13 protein-coding genes are annotated in these 16,892 nt (G+C 62.9%); 7 read left to right on the top strand and 6 right to left on the bottom strand.

What is annotated here, in order from left to right:
* Positions 1–90: 90 nt before the first annotated feature.
* The gene (locus ACFY16_RS08310) at positions 91–618 is read left to right on the top strand and encodes a DUF2199 domain-containing protein (RefSeq protein WP_390646310.1); all 528 of its coding nucleotides are present in this window, start codon (positions 91–93) and stop codon (positions 616–618) included.
* A 396-nt stretch (positions 619–1,014) separates the two neighbouring features.
* Here ACFY16_RS08310 and ACFY16_RS08305 read toward each other — a convergent pair whose 3' ends face one another.
* Both ACFY16_RS08305 and ACFY16_RS08300 read right to left on the bottom strand, forming a co-directional pair.
* On the bottom strand, positions 1,015–2,541 hold the full coding sequence (locus ACFY16_RS08305) for a hypothetical protein (RefSeq protein ID WP_390646309.1): 1,527 nt from the start codon (positions 2,539–2,541) through the stop codon (positions 1,015–1,017).
* Between the two features lie 980 nt (positions 2,542–3,521).
* The gene (locus tag ACFY16_RS08300) at positions 3,522–4,439 is read right to left on the bottom strand and encodes a hypothetical protein (protein ID WP_390646308.1); all 918 of its coding nucleotides are present in this window, start codon (positions 4,437–4,439) and stop codon (positions 3,522–3,524) included.
* A 705-nt stretch (positions 4,440–5,144) separates the two neighbouring features.
* Between ACFY16_RS08300 and ACFY16_RS08295 the strand changes: the two genes are divergently transcribed.
* Complete coding sequence (locus tag ACFY16_RS08295; RefSeq protein WP_390646307.1) at positions 5,145–5,294, top strand: hypothetical protein; 150 nt, start codon at positions 5,145–5,147, stop codon at positions 5,292–5,294.
* Positions 5,295–5,354: 60 nt separating this feature from the next.
* Here the strand turns inward: ACFY16_RS08295 and ACFY16_RS08290 are convergent, their stop codons facing one another.
* The 4 genes from ACFY16_RS08290 to ACFY16_RS08275 form a co-directional block, all read right to left on the bottom strand.
* Positions 5,355–10,106, bottom strand: a complete 4,752-nt coding sequence (locus tag ACFY16_RS08290) for a caspase family protein (RefSeq protein ID WP_390646306.1) — start codon at positions 10,104–10,106, stop codon at positions 5,355–5,357.
* A gap of 16 nt (positions 10,107–10,122) precedes the next feature.
* Positions 10,123–10,485: a hypothetical protein gene (locus tag ACFY16_RS08285; RefSeq protein ID WP_390646305.1), complete on the bottom strand. Its 363-nt coding sequence runs from the start codon at positions 10,483–10,485 to the stop codon at positions 10,123–10,125.
* A gap of 521 nt (positions 10,486–11,006) precedes the next feature.
* Positions 11,007–11,438, bottom strand: coding sequence for a hypothetical protein (locus ACFY16_RS08280; protein WP_390646304.1), 432 nt, complete (start codon positions 11,436–11,438; stop codon positions 11,007–11,009).
* 86 nt (positions 11,439–11,524) lie between these two features.
* A complete protein-coding gene (locus ACFY16_RS08275; RefSeq protein WP_390646303.1) occupies positions 11,525–12,613 on the bottom strand; it encodes a DUF1152 domain-containing protein in 1,089 nt (362 codons plus the stop codon).
* A gap of 81 nt (positions 12,614–12,694) precedes the next feature.
* Between ACFY16_RS08275 and ACFY16_RS08270 the strand changes: the two genes are divergently transcribed.
* The 5 genes from ACFY16_RS08270 (at position 12,695) to ACFY16_RS08250 (ending at position 16,834) form a co-directional block, all read left to right on the top strand.
* Complete coding sequence (locus tag ACFY16_RS08270) at positions 12,695–13,435, top strand: GntR family transcriptional regulator (protein WP_390646302.1); 741 nt, start codon at positions 12,695–12,697, stop codon at positions 13,433–13,435.
* Between the two features lie 281 nt (positions 13,436–13,716).
* Entirely contained in the window at positions 13,717–14,154 is a 438-nt protein-coding gene (locus ACFY16_RS08265; protein WP_152889193.1) for an ATP-binding protein, read from the top strand.
* Between the two features lie 89 nt (positions 14,155–14,243).
* Positions 14,244–14,972: a GntR family transcriptional regulator gene (locus ACFY16_RS08260; protein ID WP_351602769.1), complete on the top strand. Its 729-nt coding sequence runs from the start codon at positions 14,244–14,246 to the stop codon at positions 14,970–14,972.
* A 124-nt stretch (positions 14,973–15,096) separates the two neighbouring features.
* A complete protein-coding gene (locus tag ACFY16_RS08255; RefSeq protein ID WP_390646301.1) occupies positions 15,097–15,447 on the top strand; it encodes a hypothetical protein in 351 nt (116 codons plus the stop codon).
* A 4-nt stretch (positions 15,448–15,451) separates the two neighbouring features.
* Positions 15,452–16,834 (top strand): FtsK/SpoIIIE domain-containing protein, encoded by a 1,383-nt coding sequence (locus ACFY16_RS08250; RefSeq protein WP_390646300.1) that lies wholly within the window; start codon positions 15,452–15,454, stop codon positions 16,832–16,834.
* Positions 16,835–16,892: the final 58 nt, after the last annotated feature.

Genomic DNA, 16,892 nt, shown 5'->3' with positions numbered 1-16,892 from the left:
TGACGAGGAACGGGAGCCCTGGGCCGTCTCTGGTCCGGGGCTTCGGCCTGTCCATGTGCGTGCGCTGACCGGCTGGTTAAGCTCCCGGCCATGGCTAACGATCTCGGCTTCAAGTGCTCATGCTGTGGAGAGCACCATGCAGAGCTTCCAATGAACTACTCCACCATGGCGCCTGACGTCTGGGACCAGGGCTACGCGGACGATCCGGACAGCATGCTCTCCTCCGACCAGTGCGTCATCAAGGGGCAGCACTACTTCATCAAGGGCCTGATTGAAATACCGGTGATCGGTGGCGAAGACTCCTTCTCCTGGGGAGTCTGGGTCTCTCTGAGCCGAGACAGCTTTGCCCGAGCTCTTGAGGTGTGGAACACCCCCGGTCGTGAAGCCGAGAAACCGTACTTCGGCTGGCTGACCACCGAGCTGAGCCTGTACTCGCCCAGCACCCTCAACCTGAAGACGAACGCCCACACCCGTCCGATCGGTCAGCGCCCTTTCATCGAGCTGGAACCCACTGACCATCCCCTTGCCGTCGATCAGCGCGTCGGTATCACCCAGGACCGCGTACGCGAGATCGCAGAGGCTGTCCTCCATCCCGAAAGCGGCAACGCCAACGCTTGATCCGGAGCCGTCGAAAGGTCTGCGGAACGTCTTCTGACCTGCCGCGAAGCCCCTCAAGATCAACACGCTATTACAACGTGATCACTGGCAAGCGGCTGCTTTCGGCGGCATCTGCCTGCACATACGCGAAGACCCCGACCGCAGCGTTTCCGCTGGTGACGGGGTCTTTGGGCACCTCATGAAGGGTGCCCCCGGCAGGATTCGAACCTGCGCACACGGCTCCGGAGGCCCTTTCGGCTTATATCCTATGCACTGCTCAGAGGCCTAGAGGAAGCGACTGGTGAACGTGCGGTCCACATATCGTCCACAAGAGCTGAGCCATTGCGGAGCCTCCTTCGAACAGCGGGAGATGCTTACACAAGGAGTGTCAGGAGAGCAACGACGATGTCGTGGTACCTACGTGCGAGGTTTGATCAGCTTCTCACCCCTCGGTATAGAAGTCATCTGATGAGGTAGGCCAATGAGCATTGACATTAGATCGTCCTCTTCCTCACTCGTAGCGAAGATGACCTGGCTTCCAGCAGCACCGTTAGAGGCAGCTCGCTTCAAGAGTTGCTGAAAGCTGAACCGAGCAGCCTCTTGCTGGCGCGGCTCATCAAAGATGAGTAGCTGGGGATGATTTGCCTGAAACTCTCGCGATACTTCCATAAGGGAAAACAGGTAGGACCAGATGACTCGAATCATGTCGCTCGCCGATAGATCGAACCCGAGATCGAAACCCTCGTGATTAGGGCGATAGGTTTTCGGTGAGACGTCGATGGATCGAGGTTCGAGGGATCGGAAGCCGTACGCTTCGAGCTGTGACGTAAGAGAGTTCTTAAGCGAGCGAATCTTTACTTCGTCAGCAGTGGTTAGCTCCCTCCGCCTTAAGGCAGCTAGGGTCTCCTTGTTCTGCTGCCAAGTTGCCGAAAGTGAATCAAGCTCATCGATCGAAGACTCTATGGAGTCGCGGAGGCTGCGTAGCGTGTTCAGTCCTTCCTCTGCTTTGAGCCGTTGAGCCAGCTTCGCAGTGTCCGGAAGGGAGCTAGGGCTAATCAAGGAATCCTTTTGCGAGCGGATCGTTGCGCGCAGATTCCCCATCTCTTCGCGCAACCTGAAAACCCTCACCTGGCTAATCTCAGCCACTCGGCCGGCATCTAGTTGCATGGAACGAAAGGTCGCCAGCTCCTTATCGAGGTGTGAGATGTTGTCCTCGATAGTCAACGGGTAGTCGGTAATATCGAATCCGTCGGGAAGGCTTTGACCGCACGTTGGGCACGTTTCGTCATGCAGACCGTAACCCCCTGCTGCCCCGAGCCGTTGCAGAAGGGCCGCATCCTTATGTTTTTGCAAGTCCTCTTCTAGCGCTTCGATGCGGAGTTCTAGAGACTGAACCTGCTTTTTAGCCTGCTCCCAATCCTCGATTGCTGATGACAATGCGATACTGAGTTGCGCTGCCCTTTCTTGATTGAGTGACAAGGACTCCTCTATTTCAGGAGCGGCTTCGCCAACGGATGTTAGACGCCGAGCAGTCTGCTCCTCTAGCTCAGCGGCAAGGCGACTTATCTCGTCGTCGAGCGAGACCCAACCGGACCCGGAGTCTACTTCTAGAGAGACTAGCTCTTCGCGCCGCCAGGAAGAATTCGGCTTCTTAGGGATTCCTCGTACGAGGATGCCAGCACGAGTCGAGGTATCTGAGATATTACGCTCTACGTTCTTCCAGTCTGCTTCGATGAGCGTGATTGCCGATTCGATCCGTTGTGTCTCCAACACCATGTCCATGGCGTCTAGTGACAGGATGAATTCAGCGGAGCGTTTTGAGACGTCTTGAATCCCAAGGTAGGTCGGGATACGTGCTTGGACTCCTGACCAACCGTGTTTCTGCTCCACGAAGAAGTAAGGGAAGAGACACTCAAGGTATAGGGTTCCCTCGCTGCCGTCCATACGAGTTACCCTAGGGAGTTCCCACCCAAGGAATTTTGCCAGTTCATAGTGAAATCCGGCTTCTCTTTGAGCTGACCCAGCCCTGCGGACAAAGTAGTCGCGCTGAGTGTAGGGAGCCCCAGGCTCCGAGAGCGTAGGGCCGCTTCGTGTCCTTATCAGGGTCGTGTCGAACCGCGTACTTTTGACCGGGCGGCCAATTGTTAGAATCTCACCCTGCCCGTTCTCAATTTCGATTGAGACGCTCGACTCTTGGACGCGATATTCTCGCCCATCAACTTCGACCCTATCGGTCATCGCGTGTGGAAGTGGGATGTCTCGACTAGGGCTCATCATCCCTTCGAGACCGAGTCCATAAATTATGGACTGGAGGCATGTTGACTTACCGCTCGAGTTATCGGCTCGGAGAATATTAAGGCCGGACCCGAACTCCAGTAAAGTGCCGCAGGTGGGGCCAGAGGTGTGCACATTAAGAGAGAGTTTTCGGATCTTCAACATCTAAGACCTCCACTCCAACAGATCGCTCACAGACTTCTGAGTGATACGGGCAGGCAGTGCGGAGAGGAACTCTTTTTCCGGCATTAGAATCTCATTGTTGGCCCATAGTAGGGCTGCTAGACGTTCCCCCTTATCTGTCAAGGAGACAGACGAGTTTTCGTTCCTCCTTGCTAGATCTGTGGCGATTGCGAGATTAATTGTGCGAGATGTTGAGGGATCGTGCCTGATAATCAGGCCATTCGGCTTGCGATGCTCTAAAAACCATTCTGTGATGACTTTGCGGCCTTGAGCGGATCGCAACGCCCAAGCCAGGACGTGGATCTGTTCTAGATTTGCGGTATTTGCACGACAGCGTCGCAGAATCAGCACGGCTGATGCCAGCCTCCAGCTCGTGCGTAGGTCGCCAGGGATTGGGTCAGGCCGGCGAGTAAATACGACGTTGCTTGAGATGCCCAAAAATGCCCACTCTAGGACCGCAGCACTGCTCATGAAGCACTCTCGCTAGTCTCGAAGTCCAATGGGCAACGCATGAGCCAATCGGCTATTGATCCCCATGACATGGCGTCAATAAAAGAATCATCAAGCGCGGGAACCTGGCGGGTCAGCTCCTCTTTGAGTGATCTCACGATGGTTGTCACGTCGGCCGCGCTGTTGGTGCTACCAGGAGGGTATTCAAGAACTAGCTTGCGCTCCTTTCGAACTTTGCTCCCCGTTGCTGCTTCCCATTGGTCTGGGTATTTTTCCCGGAGGCGAGCCAGCGCGTTCTCGGAATCCAGAAATTGGTTAACTAGTTGCTCAAGGTAGGTGCGACTGGAACTGGGGGATAGCTTCAGTTTGGCGAGCTTACCTAGGGCCATCTCGGCTAGTTGAGAATTCCCCGCCATCCAGCTGTCTACCTCTCCTGGAGGAGTGGGAACGACATCGATCAGCGAAGTCATTCGTTCCAAGATTTCGCTTCGCTCTTTAGCGTAGCTGGCATCGGTGGCGATGGTCACCTTGAAATCATCTGTAATGAAGGGAAGTCTTTTCGACCGCACCTCTTCCGACTTAGTGCTGGCGTGTTGAACAAGTTGGGCCGAGTCGAAAATCGGCACAAGGAAGATGTATGTGTTTATTTTTACATCGCCAAGGAGGCGTTGGAGGTCCTTTTGCTTCGTGCTGAGCTTACGCAGGTCGGTCGAAAGCTTGTCACGATGTTTTTCGTATCGCTCGGAGGTGGATAGCGGTTCTACCGGCGCGTAGCACTGAAATGCTCGACCGCAGAAGGTGAAGGCCTCAATTCCGAGGTCTCCTCCATGGCGGGCTGGCACCTCTTGTACCTGGTCCGCGCCATAGTGCCGGCGGGCGAGCAGGAGGCAGTACTGCTCCCACTCATCGCCGGAGTAGTGATGTGTCGCCGTCAAGTAGCCCCCCACCCTCATGGGCTTTTGACCAGTGCTGACGTGCTGGTCCGCCCCGGTGTCGCCCCCGCCCCGCAGATCATAGGGAGGAATCTTTCCCACGTGGCGCGGTAGTCAATCCCCGCTGTCTGAAAGACAAGGTTGGCGGAGCGGGTTTGGCCAGTGGACTGCCCAGCCTGGGGTCGAGCACGACCAGAGGGTCGTACGCCGGTTGGCAACGTGGGCAGTCATTCGGGCCTGCACTGGCCACCAATTTTGAAGCGCTGAGGCTTCGGCTGGTGATGCCAGCGACTCGACCGCCAGACATGCTCATTACGGGTGGCTGACCGGTGCATCTGGCGCGGCAGTGGCACGAACCTCGACCGACGACAGTCAGCCACGACAGTGGGTGCGCCGGCCGATTACGCGCGTATGCCTCGCTGCCCCCACTGGCCTCAGCCGCGCTGTCGGGGTGTGTGTCGACCAGAGCAACCCGTGGCGGTCGGCCCGTGACGACGCTCCCCGAAGCCCTCAGCTTGGGAAGCTGCGATCATTTGCTGCCGGTTCGGGCGCTGACCTGCACGAACGGGCGGGGCGCTGCCACGTCGGGCTCGGCTGCCTTCACCGTGATGTCCCGCTGCTCCCCGCCCAATCTGGTGCGCTTGTGGTGCACCTTTCGCGACAGCCGACAGCCTCCCACTGTCGGATCCGAGTGCCATGATGGCTGGCATGGGCGAGGACGCGTTCTGGACGCTGATCGAGGAATGCCGACCGACTGAGCCTGCCCCTGGTGCTGACGGCCTCGCTGCGGCCCTTACCGCTCGGCTACCGGCCGGGCCGGTGTCCTTGATCGTCCAGTTCGCCGAGCAGTTGGCATGAGTGCTACCGATTCCAGAAACACTCACCATTAGGTGAAATAATGCACCTAACGGCACGCTGCTAGTCGTCGGTGTAGATCACGTCGTCGGTCAAAGTGAATCCGAGTTCGCGGAAACGAAGCGCGACTTCCGGCAAAGGTCTTCCGCTGGAAACGGAGCTCTGGAAGACATGGCACAGCGCGACCGGCGCCTTCTTGTCCAGCCATTCGTTCATTCCTTTGCGGTCACTGAACATCCGGAGATCCTCAAGCTCGATTTTCTCAAGCCGAGGCGGTCCGTCTGCAACCCGAAAACCAAATGCCCTGAGTCGATCTGCCACTTCCGTAGGGCGGCGCCCCAATCGGTCAGCCGCGCGCAACACATGGCTCAGCAGCACTGGTGTCGTCTCGTCCAGCCATGGCTGTTCCCGATCGAGATCGACGCTGAGAATGGCCAGATCATCCGGTCCGACTGTCTCGGGCAGCACCATCCCTTCCGCAAGGCGCAGCCCGAACTCCGCAAGCCTGGCCACTACCTCCGCGGGATGCCACTTGATTCGCGTGGCCACCGCAACTGCATGCCCCAACGGAACCGGGTAGGCCACATCCAACCAGGGGCCATTCCTGTTGTACCCTCTGCTGAGCATGAGGAGATCGTCGAACTCAACGGTCTCAGGCAGCACAGCGGCTTCTGGAAGGCGCAGCCCGAGTTCCTCAAGCCTGACCGCTACCTCGGCGGGACGAAGCTTTGTTTGCTCGGCCACCGCCAGTACATGCCCCAACGGAACTAGCCTCGCGAAGTTCAACCATTCTCTCTGATGTTGGGTGCTTGCGTTGAGCAAGACGAGGTCTCTAGGTTCCAAGGCAACGGGCGGCGCAGCCCCCTCATCTAGGCGCAGGCCAAGCTGCACTAGCCTGGCCGCCACATCCTCAGGAGACCGCCCCACCACGTGGGCGGCCAGGAGAACGTGCGCCGACGGCACTGGCGTTCTGATATCCCACCACGGCCTGTTCGGGTTGAGGCTTTGCCTCAGGATGATCAGGTCGTCTGGCTCCACGACCGCTGGCGGCACGGCTTCGCCATGCAGGTGCAGCCCGAGCTCTGCGAGCCTGGCGATCACCTCCGCGGGACGACTCTTTGTTCGCTCAGCTACCGCAAGCACATGTCCCAACGGGACCGGATCGGCTACATCTAGCCACACGCGCTGCCCTGGGCGATCTCTTCTGGAAAGGAGGTCCACATCCCCCGGTTCGATGGCCTCGGGCAACACCGCTCCTTCGACGAGCCGCAGCCCGAGCTCTGCGAGCCTGGCGATCACCTCCGCGGGACGACTCTTTGTTCGCTCAGCTACCGCAAGCACATGTCCCAACGGGACTGGATCGGCTACATCTAGCCACGGCTGTTCCTGATCGAGGTCACGACTGAGCATGAGCAGGTCGTCAGCCACGACGGTCTCGGGAAGGACCACACCCTCCTGAAGCCGCAGGCCGAGCTGCACGAGCCTGTCTGCCACCTCTTGCGGACTGCGCTGCACCATGTATGCGAACTGCAGCATGTTCCCCAGGTTCACTGGAAGTTCGTCATCATGCCAGTCATCCGGGTAGCGCCCCTCCGAGCTGAACTTGCCCCCCGGGCCCTCGTTGATTCCCGAATCGACGAACAGACCGATATCCGTGGGTCGTGCGCGTAGCACCGACTCGGGATCTGTGAGCGTCACACCAGGAAACGCTCCGGCCGCTACCCAGACCTTGATTCGCCATGTGACGAGTGATCCCGGGACCATCGTGGGGGGGATGCCCAACCCGGCATTCCCACCCAAAATCTGTGCGTCCATCGAGAAGCAACCTGCCGAGGCGATATCCAACTCCTGTTCGCCCACCACCCAGGGGGTGTACCGACAGGCCACCGCGGCCTCCGCTATCTCGTCCGCCAGCACCGGGTGGTAGGCCACCAGTTCCGACAGCCAATCGTGGCCGAAGACCTCGGCTCCCTCTCGCAGCAACGCCGGGATCTCCTCGTGCAGCCGCTGCATGACATGAACCTTGTCGTAGGAGAGCGTGCTCCTGCGGTCGACGGTCAGCTGCGGCACATACGTACCGGTGAGGTTGACCACGGCTCCGAACAGCGGAAGGCCGATCCACACTCCATCCGCAAGAACTCCGCCACGTGTAGTCGTCCACCACACATCCTGACGGGTCGTGGCATGGACCACGACGTCGGTTGCGCGCACCGTACCCGGTTTATGCGGATCACCGGGGCCTAGCGGCGCCACGGGCGACAATATGTCCGGCTCCCACTCGAAGCGGGTCTCCGCCTCCTGTGCGACTACCGAATACTCGGAGATCCACAGCAGTCGTCGCAACAGATCAGTGCAAGAGGGAATTTTGGCGGATGGGCGGAGATACAAACGTACAGTGGTGCCCGCCTCGAACCCCCGTCCAAGGTCCCGAATGTAGAAGAGGGATCCCGGTCCGGCGATGTCTACCCGCAAGCGCTGTCCCGGGTGACCTTCGCGGTCCAAGCGGCATGTGGTCACCGAGACGTCATCGGCGATCATGAAGTAACTGAGTACGCCGATGCCAAAGCGGCTGTTGGGGTACAGTTCGATATTCGCCTCACGCCACTCAGCTCGCTCATCGAGGTACTCGGGGAGGTCGGCGAAGCTCATACCGGCGTGGGAGAAGACTTCGCGAAGTTCACGTTCCCCCATGCCAATACCGTTGTCGGTGCACTCGATGTAGGGCCGGCCGCGCTCGTCTACGTCCTGCTTGAATGTGATGCGCCCCGACCAAGCCGCGAGTTCGGGGTGCCGCAGCCGCAGGAATTGCGTGCGTGCTCCCCGGTATCGGCAGGCGTCCAGGGCGTTCTGATAAAGCTCCCGGATAGCCAGGGACGGATCTCCGTACAACTGCTCGCCCATGAGGAGTTGTTGGATGCGGTCGTCGGCAAGACGGAAACGCAGGTCCGTCGACTCGTACGCGGGCTCCCCTCCGGCATCGACAGCCGGCCGCACCTGGTCGGCAGTGGCGTGCGCTGGTAGATCCTGCAATGGCTCCAGTTGGGGTTCACTGCTGGCTTGGACATCGACCGTGCCGAACAGGGCGTCCAGGGCGGCCGCCTGCTGCCGCAGAGCCAGGCCTATCGCCGGATGGTGACAGGCAGCGTTGAGGACGCGGGTACGGCCGTGTTGGTCCCAGCGGGCCGTTTGAATGGTCCGGTGGAGTTGCTTTATGTCTACGGAGTAGCTGATGCCAAGGTGCTCCACGACGACGTCCGACAGCAGGACCGGATCGATGGCCAAGTGGTGCGCTACCGTAAGCAGAACAACCAGTAGTTGCTCCCGGATGTGCTGCTCCGCCTCGGCACCGCCTGCCAGCTGGCGTTTTGGCCGGATGGCGGTCGAATCGAACGACGTACGCAGCGAACGCAGCAACATCGGCAAGGTGTTCAGTTCGAACAGTTCAGCGACCAACTTGCGGTCGGCCTCGTCCGGAATATCCTCCAGCAGCCTCTTCACGGGGCCGAGCAGGCTGCCCAGGATTCTCTCCTGGGCTCCCCCGGGCTTTCTGGCCAGCCAGCGGCGGAACAGCCACCAGGCGATGTCGGCCGCACGATCGTCCTCGACGGGCGATTGAGCTGCGAGTACAGCCCGGCGCACCAGTCGCTGTTGGTTGTTGAAGAACTGCTCGTAGTTCGCCCGTGCGGGGCTTGGACAGGGCATGTGGTCGAGGTTCGTGGGTTGAACGTCCAGCCCCTGTACCGCGGCGCGGTTCGCACACGTTACGTAGAGGTAGGGCACGGCGACCAGTAGGGCGGCCTCGGCCGGAGACAGAGCCAGTTTCTCCGGGTTGAGAACCTTCGACAATAGCCAGCCCACCCCGGCGGTCATCCGCTCGGCGAAGTCAACGGGCCGCCAGGGGTCTTCGCTTAGAAGGGCCTCGTCCCGGACGGCTTGCGGAGCGATCTCGGCGACGAGGGCCACGGCGGCAGCGCGCATGGCCTCGGCGCCGGGGACGTCGCCGATCTGCTTCCATACCGGGTGGTTGCGGGCCGCTGTTGCCCAGGAGTGATCACCTGCGGTCCCGTTTGCGGTCTGGTCAGGCCGCCTAAAGACGATGAAGTCGTCAGTCTCCGTCTCGGCGCGTACCCTGATCTGCTGACGAAACAGCTTGTATTCAGCAGTCAGTGCGTCCACCGCGCCCTGCAACTGTTCCTTGAGTTCGCGCAGCGTGCTGGGGCCCGCCTCGTCCGCTACGACGGTGCTGAGGGCGCGAGAGAAGATGCTGAACGTGCTGTTTCCCGCACGGGTGTAGCGGGCGCGCTCACCGGGCGAACAGGCATATACGTGGCAGTAGTGGCGCTCGCCGACGCGTGCGACTCGCATATCGGACCAGCCGACGACGTTGCCTACCGACATCTCCCTGAGATCGATGCCCTCACGGCATGCATCCACGAACACGACCACGTCACCAGCTTTGCTGCGCTCGACGTAGCCGCTGAAGTCGAGCGAGAGGCATTTGCCGCGGAAATCGTGGGAGGCCGTGCGCGCGCCCTTGGGAACGAGGTAGTCCTTGCCGCCGTGATGGATCCCGTGGCCACTGAGGTAGAGGAGCAGCGTCTCGTCCGGAGCGGCGTCTTGGAAGAACGTCTCAACGGCGTAGTCGATGCTCTCCCGGTCGGTCTCTTCGACGTCGTGGATATGTACCTCGTACCCGACGGCAGAGAGCGCCTCCGCCAGCTCGGCCATATCATCCGTGACGAAGGTTAGGTCGTCGATGTTGGAGTCGCGGTACGTCGGTACCCCGATCAGCAGGGCGCGGCACAAGGGGTTCATCGCGGTCTCCGGCTGATCAGGAGCCGAAAGTCAGCGTGATCGCCCCTTTGGTGCCCACTTGGGCCGTAGCCCCCACAATGGTGATGCCTCCGGTCGCGGTGATTTCGAATGAGACCTGCGCCTGCTGCAACCGCATCCCGCCGTCGGGCACCCTGAGGTCCGTGAGTACCTGCTGCAAGGCCTGCACTGTGTGTTGGAGGTTCTCACGCAGAACGGCGGTGGGGATTCGCCGGACCGAGGCGTCCTCGCTCCGGCGCCTGAATATGCCCATGTCTCCTGATTCGGAGCGCCCTTCAGTGTCGTCGATGGACACCAGTACGTCGAGCCCGTCCACGACAGCATCCTGCTCATCGCCTGCAGCCTTGGTCGTCTCGAACATGGTCCCCCCTCATTTTCATGTGTAGAAACCGCCACATCATAGGGGCCCCAGTGCCCTCTCCGATGGACTACTGGCAGGTAATCAACTGAAAGTTGAGGTTGGGAGGTTGCTCAGCAGCCGGCGAAAACGCTGGCGTCCGACAGTCTGTTAGTCATCGAGAGCTGTCGTGTGTCAACCCAGGTCGGTGGAGCGGCTTTGGGCGGGAGCTGCTTTGGGGCGAGTGATCATGGCCCCTTAAGCTTCCGGCGAGTCGGGCAGTCTGTGGACCTGCCCGCTAAAGCACGACGTTGGGGCCATGATCTTCGAGGCTCGCCCCAAAGTGGCTGCCTAAAGCCGTGGAGCCGACCGCCCCAGCCACGAAGTACCCCTTCTCTGGCATCAAGTGGGTGGCTGCTCTCAGCGCGGCCCGGGCGCCGGCCGGGCTGGAGCGGGGCGGAGACAGGAGCGCAGGCCCGGCCGGGGGCCGGGCCGCGCGCGGGGAGCGGAGCGAGCCGCCTTGAACCAGTAGAGAAGGTTGTAACTCACTCGGTGGCGTGAGCTTGCTCGACCTCGGGAGACGCTTGATGCGCTTGCGCTGCTGAAGGCAGGGTGCCGTGGTGGGCGGCTCGGAACTCGTCCAGCAGGTCGAAGAACAGGTCCATCGCGGGCACGTCGGCTGCTTCCGCGGCCCGCTCGATCTCGACTGCCCAGCCCAGGGCGCTGGGATACGCCATGCCCAACCGCTTCCACAGCCATTGGGCGAAGGCACCGGTGTGCACGAAGTCGAACTCTTCGTCCACCCCGTGGACCTCCAGGGCGACGCGGTACCCGGTCAGGATGGAGTCCAGATGTTGCAGCGAGCTGCGACGGACCCACATGCCGGGGCGCAGCCGCACCTCCTCCAGGACGTCATAGACATTGGCCAGCTCGCTCAGCGGCCTGGGCGGTCTCCTGGATCTTCCTGTCTCTGCCATGCCGGTCTGTCCTGCCCGCGTGGTTTGGGCGAGTGTTCGTTGTGGGTCGGGTAGATCAGCGGCGGAAGGAGGCACTTGGTCGTCCCTCATGCAATTCGCCACAGAGGTGCTGCGTATCGCTCCGGGCGGTTGCTGATCAGCAGTTGGCGCAGATCGCCACGTTGTGACCCACTGAGGTTCAGTACCTCAGTGAGGCGGCGGAACGTCGTGTGGCTGACTCCGCGGCTTCGGGCTTCGCTCTCGAACGCGTCGAGCTGGGACAGCGCCGTGTCGGGATCGAGCTTCGCTGCCTGCTGATCCTTGAGCCACGCTGCCTTGTTGCGCTCGTAGTCGATCTCTGAGTAGCCGCAGACTTCCCGGCTGAGTGTCTCGACTTCGTCCAGGGTGGTCGTCGACAGGACCGCGCGAGCCAGCTCGTTGCGGCTCAGGGCCTCGTCCAGGTCCACTTCGTGGACTGTCGGGCCCTCGTCTGTGAGCGGGATGGGGAGGCCGGCGTCCCTGACTTCGCAGATGCCTCGGACTCCTCGCGCTGTTGCGGCGAGCATCCCGGTTGCCTCGGAGGGATGCCATTCCAGGACCGAGCTGACCGGCTCCGTGTTTTCCGCGGTGAACCTGTGGACGAGTGGACCGAACAGGCTGCGTATGTCGTCGACGGAGACTTCGCCGTCCAGGCCGGGGCCGGCGACCAGTAGTCGGATGGGAGCTTCCACCTGGCAGCACGCTGCCAGTGTCAGAGCGTCCGCAAGCGGGCTCTTGAGTGTCGGCTCGTCGCCTCGCGCGAGGATGTCGCCGCCCACGTCCAGCAGGTCGATCGTGGTCGGCTTGAAGTAGCCGAACAGTTCTTCCAGTTGGCGGGTGATGCCCTCGGCTCCGTGGCGGGGGTCGATCAGAGCGAAGGTGTGCGGGAGCTCTGCCGCGAGTCGGGGGAGGGTGGATCCCGCCGGCGCGATCGGACGCGCGTTGGCCGGTACCGACCAGACTGCGGGGGTCACGAGGGCGAGGCCCGTGAAGTTGTCGGGGCCTCGTGGGCCCGGCACTGGGTCGATCAGCAAGCGGTCCCACGCGTACGTGAGGATCACTGCATGGTCGGGCTCGTCGCCGTACAGAGCGGCGTCAAGCATTGCGGCGGCGACTGCGTCGCCCCCTCCTCCTGCTGCGACGATCAACCGCGTCATGCGCCCCACATTACGGGTTCGACCCCTGGCCACTCACCCTATAGTGGCTAGAGGCCATAGCCACTTGGACGAGGAGGGGACATGCCTCAGATCGAGGAGGCGCAGCCGAAGTATCTCCAGATCGCTCACTTCATCCGCGATCAGATCCTTCGGGGTGACCTGCGGCCGGGGGACGAGGTCCCCTCGGAACGGCAACTCGCGGCCACCTGGAAGGTGTCCCGGCCGACGGCCGCGCGGTCTCTGGAGGCACTGAGCCATCAGGGGCTCGTCGAGAAGCGGCAGGGGTCCGGAACGTACGTGCGCAGCCTCGAAGTCAACCGGCGGGCACGAGAGTTGTACGGGCGGGCGCGGCAGACCGGGAAGATCTACACCTCTGGCGAGTATGCGGTGATCACCTCGGCGGGCTGGCTGGAGGCTCCGGATCACGTCGCTGAGGCGCTGGGCCTGGTGAAGGATCGTCGGGCCGTGCACCGCCGGCGCGTGACCAACAACCAGGACGGGCCCATCACTCTGTCCACTTCGTGGTTCGCGCCGGACGTCGGGCAGCGGGCACCCAAGCTCCTGGAACCTGAGCGGATCCAAGAAGGCACCTTGATGTATGTCGAGAACATGACGGGACGGCAGGGGAGTTACGCCGAGGACCGCATGTGTGCTCGGCAGGCGACGGACGAGGAGGCGCAAGACCTCCAACTGGAGTCAGGGTCGGCCGTCTTGATCGTGCACCACGTGGTGTTCGACCTCCAGGACCGGCCGTTGGAGTTCGCCGAGGCCACCTACCCGCCGCACCGCTGGGCGTTCGAGCAGGGCTACCCCCTCACCTGACGGCTGCCGGTTCGCCATTTCGGCGAACCGCTTGCATCCCACAGGTGGCTAATGCCACTATCCAGTAAGTGGCTAAGGCCACTTCGCGAAGGGGGCACGGCGTGACGAGTCGGCGGCCGGATCAGGGCGCGCACTTACCTTGCCGGGGATGTCGTGGGCGCGGCTGGAAGCGAGTCGGCTCCCGTACGGACCTGGCACTCTCCACCGTCAATGACCGTGTCCGTCCCACATCGAAACGGCGCTGCCTCGACTGTGACGGCAGCGGCAGGGAGTGAACGCGGATGGGCTACACGATCGACCGCTATCCCTCTGCGGACTCACCGCGGCTCGGTGCGATGACCTTGCACCCCGTCGCGGAGTCCGTACCCCGGGCCCGGCGCTGGTTCCGGAAGTTCATCGCCCCGTACAACCCGGCCTGCTCGGTCGACGACTGCGTGCTGATGCTCTCCGAGCTGGTGACCAACGCCGTCGTCTACGGCCGGTCGGACGACCCGTGGATCGTCCGGGTCGAGTGGTTCCGTGAAGGGGCCTCGCTCCGCGTCGACGTGCACAATCCGGGGTATCCGGCGAACGTGCGACTGCGGCGTCCCGAGGCCAATGACGCACACGGGCGTGGGTTGCTGCTCGTCGACTCCGTCGCGGAGTCCTGGCGGTGCGGGCCCAGCCGTTTCGGCGGCACGGTCGTCTCCTTCGTGATGGCCGATGCCTGGCCCGACTGAGGCGGGCTTGGTGCCGTGGTATTGCGTAATTGGATTTATCGCTAGTCTGGTTGACCAGTTGACTTGGCCAATCTCGACGGGCGGCATTCATGGCGTATGAAGTGGAGGCACCTAAGTACGTCCGCCTCGCCCAGACGATCCAACGCCGCATCGAGGATGGCACGTACGCGCCAGGCACTCGGGTGCCCAGCGAGAATCAGTTGGTCCAGGCGTTTGGGATGTCCCGGCCTACCGTGGTCCGCGCTCTGGAGCTGTTGAAGCGGGACGGCTGGCTGGAGTCCCGGCAGGGTTTCGGCACGATCGTGCGTGGTCGGCCGGCCGTCGTCGAGCAGAAGAACCGGCGTGGGCGGGAAGCGCTGGAGCGCGATGAGTCGCGGACTCCGGGACGGCTGGCCGCGGTGGATCGCGTGCCCGTTCCGGCGCGTGTCGCCTCGGTGCTCGGGCTGCCGAAGCGAGCCGAAGTCCTGATGCGCCGGTTCCTGGTCGAGGAGGAGGGGGAGGCGGTCGAGCTCGTTTCGTCGTACTTCCCTGCCGGCCTGGTCGACGGCACCGAGCTCGGGAGCTCCGAGCTGTTGAGTGCCGGGGTTCGGGAGCACTTGGAGGGGCGGAAGAAGGTTCGCTTCGACCATGTGACGGAGCGGGTCTCTGCCCGGTTGCCCGATGTCGGCGAAGCTGAGCTTCTGGGCCTGGCCGACGGGGTTCCTGTGCTCAGCGTCCTGGTCATCGCCTTCGATGCATCGGGCCAGGCGCTACAGGTTTCCGACGTGCTGCTTCCTGCCGATGGGCAGGAGCTTGAAGACACGTACCGCTTGAACTGAGCCCAGAACAGGGGCTGTTGACGTTTGATCGCACTTGACAAGTCAACCTGGCAACTCTAACTTCGAACTTGCTAAGTCAACCTGTCAGGCGCTGGGTTGATCGATCTCAGAAGGAGAACTCTCTGTGCGTGTGATCCGTATCGACACCTCGTCCGCCACGATCCTGCTCACCGAGGCGCCGGCACCGAAGGTGCGTGACCGGCAGACCGGTGAGATCGCCAAGGACACCGTGAGCGGCGAGGCCCTGATGACCCTGGGCGTCGTCTACATCGACGAGGGCGAATCGGCCCTGATCCAGGTCACCATTCCCGAAAGCGGGGTAGCGGACGGGCTGACCGTCGGCGCTCCGGTCGCGCTGCCGGGACTGATGGCCCGCCCCTGGCAGAGCGTGTTCAACGGCCAGCAGCGCCACGGCATCGCCTACCGGGCCACCGCTGTCATGCCGGGGGCCTTCTCGATGGCTCAGGCGGGCTGATCGCGTGACGGACCTGGTGACGGTGGCCGAGCTGGGCGGGTCGCTCGCTGCGATAGGCGGCGCGACCTACCTCCGGCACACTCACCCCGCTGCGTACTGGTCCACGGTCGGGCTGCCCGTCTCGGTGGCCCGGCTGCTGGGCTCGTACTCCTCGACCATGGACGCCTGCGGGCTGACCGTCGCGCCTCCTCGCTGGCGGGCCCTGGCCATCCGGGCGACCACTCGACGGGAGGTCCGGCCGGTACCGCCCCGCCGGGGCATCATCCGGCCCACCTCGACCGGTCTGCGTATGCGGCTCAGGCTCGCCCCGGGCCAGGAACCGGCGGACGTGGCGGCCTCGGCCGAACGCCTCCGGCACGCCTGGGGCGTCCACGCCGTGTACGTACGGGACATCAAGCCCGGAGTCGTCGAACTGCGGCTCGTCGGCTTCGACGTCCTGCGGAAAGTGCGGATGCCGCGCCGGACCGGGACCGAGGGCGATCTCTTACGGGTGCCGGTGGCGCTGCGGGAGGACGCGACCGCGTTCGTCCGTGACTACCAGGCCGTACCGCACGAACTCGTCCTCGGCGCCACGCTGTCCGGCAAGTCCATGTACCTGCGCAACCTGATCACCGGCCTGGCCGCACAACCCGTCGTCCTGGTCGGCATCGACTGCAAGCGTGGCGTCGAACTTTCGCCGTTCGCCGCCCGGCTCTCTGCCCTGGCGACCGACCCCGGGCAGGCGGCCGAACTGCTGCCGGTGCTCGTGAAGGAAATGGAGGACCGATACGACCTGATCAAGGCCCGACAAGGCATCGCCCCTGGCACCCCCGACGAACTGATCACCTCCGACATCTGGGGTCTGCCGAAGAACGAACGGCCTTCGCCCATCGTGCTGTTCGTCGATGAGGTGGCGGAACTCTTCCTCGTCGCGACGCGCAAGGAGGAGGAACGACGGGACGAGATGGTCACCCAGCTCATCCGGCTCGCTCAGCTCGGCCGCGCGGCCGGCATCTACCTAGAGGTCTGCGGGCAGCGCTTCGGCGCCGAGCTAGGCAAGGGCGCCACCATGCTCCGCGCGCAGCTCACCGGCCGCGTCTCCCACCGCGTCAACGACGAAGCCTCCGCGAAGATGGCTCTCGGCGACATCGCGCCGGAAGCCGTGTACGCCGCCTGTTCCATCCCCGCGGATCGCCCGGGTCTCGCCGTCGCTGGCGACACCTCCGGTGGCTGGTCCCGCATCCGCACCCCGTACATCTCGCTCGCCGCCGCCGCGGCCACCTGCCGCGACACGGCTCACCTCGCCCCCGACGTACCGGCGCTCTCTCCTTTCCGGCCCTACGTCCCGCCCGCGCCGACCGTGAAGCCCGCCGGGCTGGTGAACCACCCTCGGCCGGTCGCCGAGTAACCCCACCCACCTCCTGACTCCACGCGCAATCGCGCCAAGTCCCTACCCCGCCATGCCC

Source organism: Streptomyces sp. NPDC001315, from assembly GCF_042896175.1.
Taxonomy (GTDB): Bacteria; Actinomycetota; Actinomycetes; order Streptomycetales; family Streptomycetaceae; genus Streptomyces.
The sequence above is the reverse complement of the archived record's forward strand: the minus strand, read 5'-3'. Positions and strand labels throughout refer to the sequence as shown.

What these genes read in the sequence shown, in the direction of transcription:
- ACFY16_RS08265 (WP_152889193.1), top strand. Translation starts at nt 13,717, where the DNA reads ATGGGCTACACGATCGACCGCTATCCCTCTGCGGACTCACCGCGGCTC.
- ACFY16_RS08270 (WP_390646302.1), top strand. Translation starts at nt 12,695, where the DNA reads ATGCCTCAGATCGAGGAGGCGCAGCCGAAGTATCTCCAGATCGCTCAC.
- ACFY16_RS08280 (WP_390646304.1), bottom strand. Translation starts at nt 11,438, where the DNA reads ATGGCAGAGACAGGAAGATCCAGGAGACCGCCCAGGCCGCTGAGCGAG.
- ACFY16_RS08290 (WP_390646306.1), bottom strand. Translation starts at nt 10,106, where the DNA reads ATGAACCCCTTGTGCCGCGCCCTGCTGATCGGGGTACCGACGTACCGC.
- ACFY16_RS08285 (WP_390646305.1), bottom strand. Translation starts at nt 10,485, where the DNA reads ATGTTCGAGACGACCAAGGCTGCAGGCGATGAGCAGGATGCTGTCGTG.
- ACFY16_RS08275 (WP_390646303.1), bottom strand. Translation starts at nt 12,613, where the DNA reads ATGACGCGGTTGATCGTCGCAGCAGGAGGAGGGGGCGACGCAGTCGCC.
- ACFY16_RS08310 (WP_390646310.1), top strand. Translation starts at nt 91, where the DNA reads ATGGCTAACGATCTCGGCTTCAAGTGCTCATGCTGTGGAGAGCACCAT.
- ACFY16_RS08305 (WP_390646309.1), bottom strand. Translation starts at nt 2,541, where the DNA reads ATGGACGGCAGCGAGGGAACCCTATACCTTGAGTGTCTCTTCCCTTAC.
- ACFY16_RS08260 (WP_351602769.1), top strand. Translation starts at nt 14,244, where the DNA reads ATGGCGTATGAAGTGGAGGCACCTAAGTACGTCCGCCTCGCCCAGACG.
- ACFY16_RS08295 (WP_390646307.1), top strand. Translation starts at nt 5,145, where the DNA reads ATGGGCGAGGACGCGTTCTGGACGCTGATCGAGGAATGCCGACCGACT.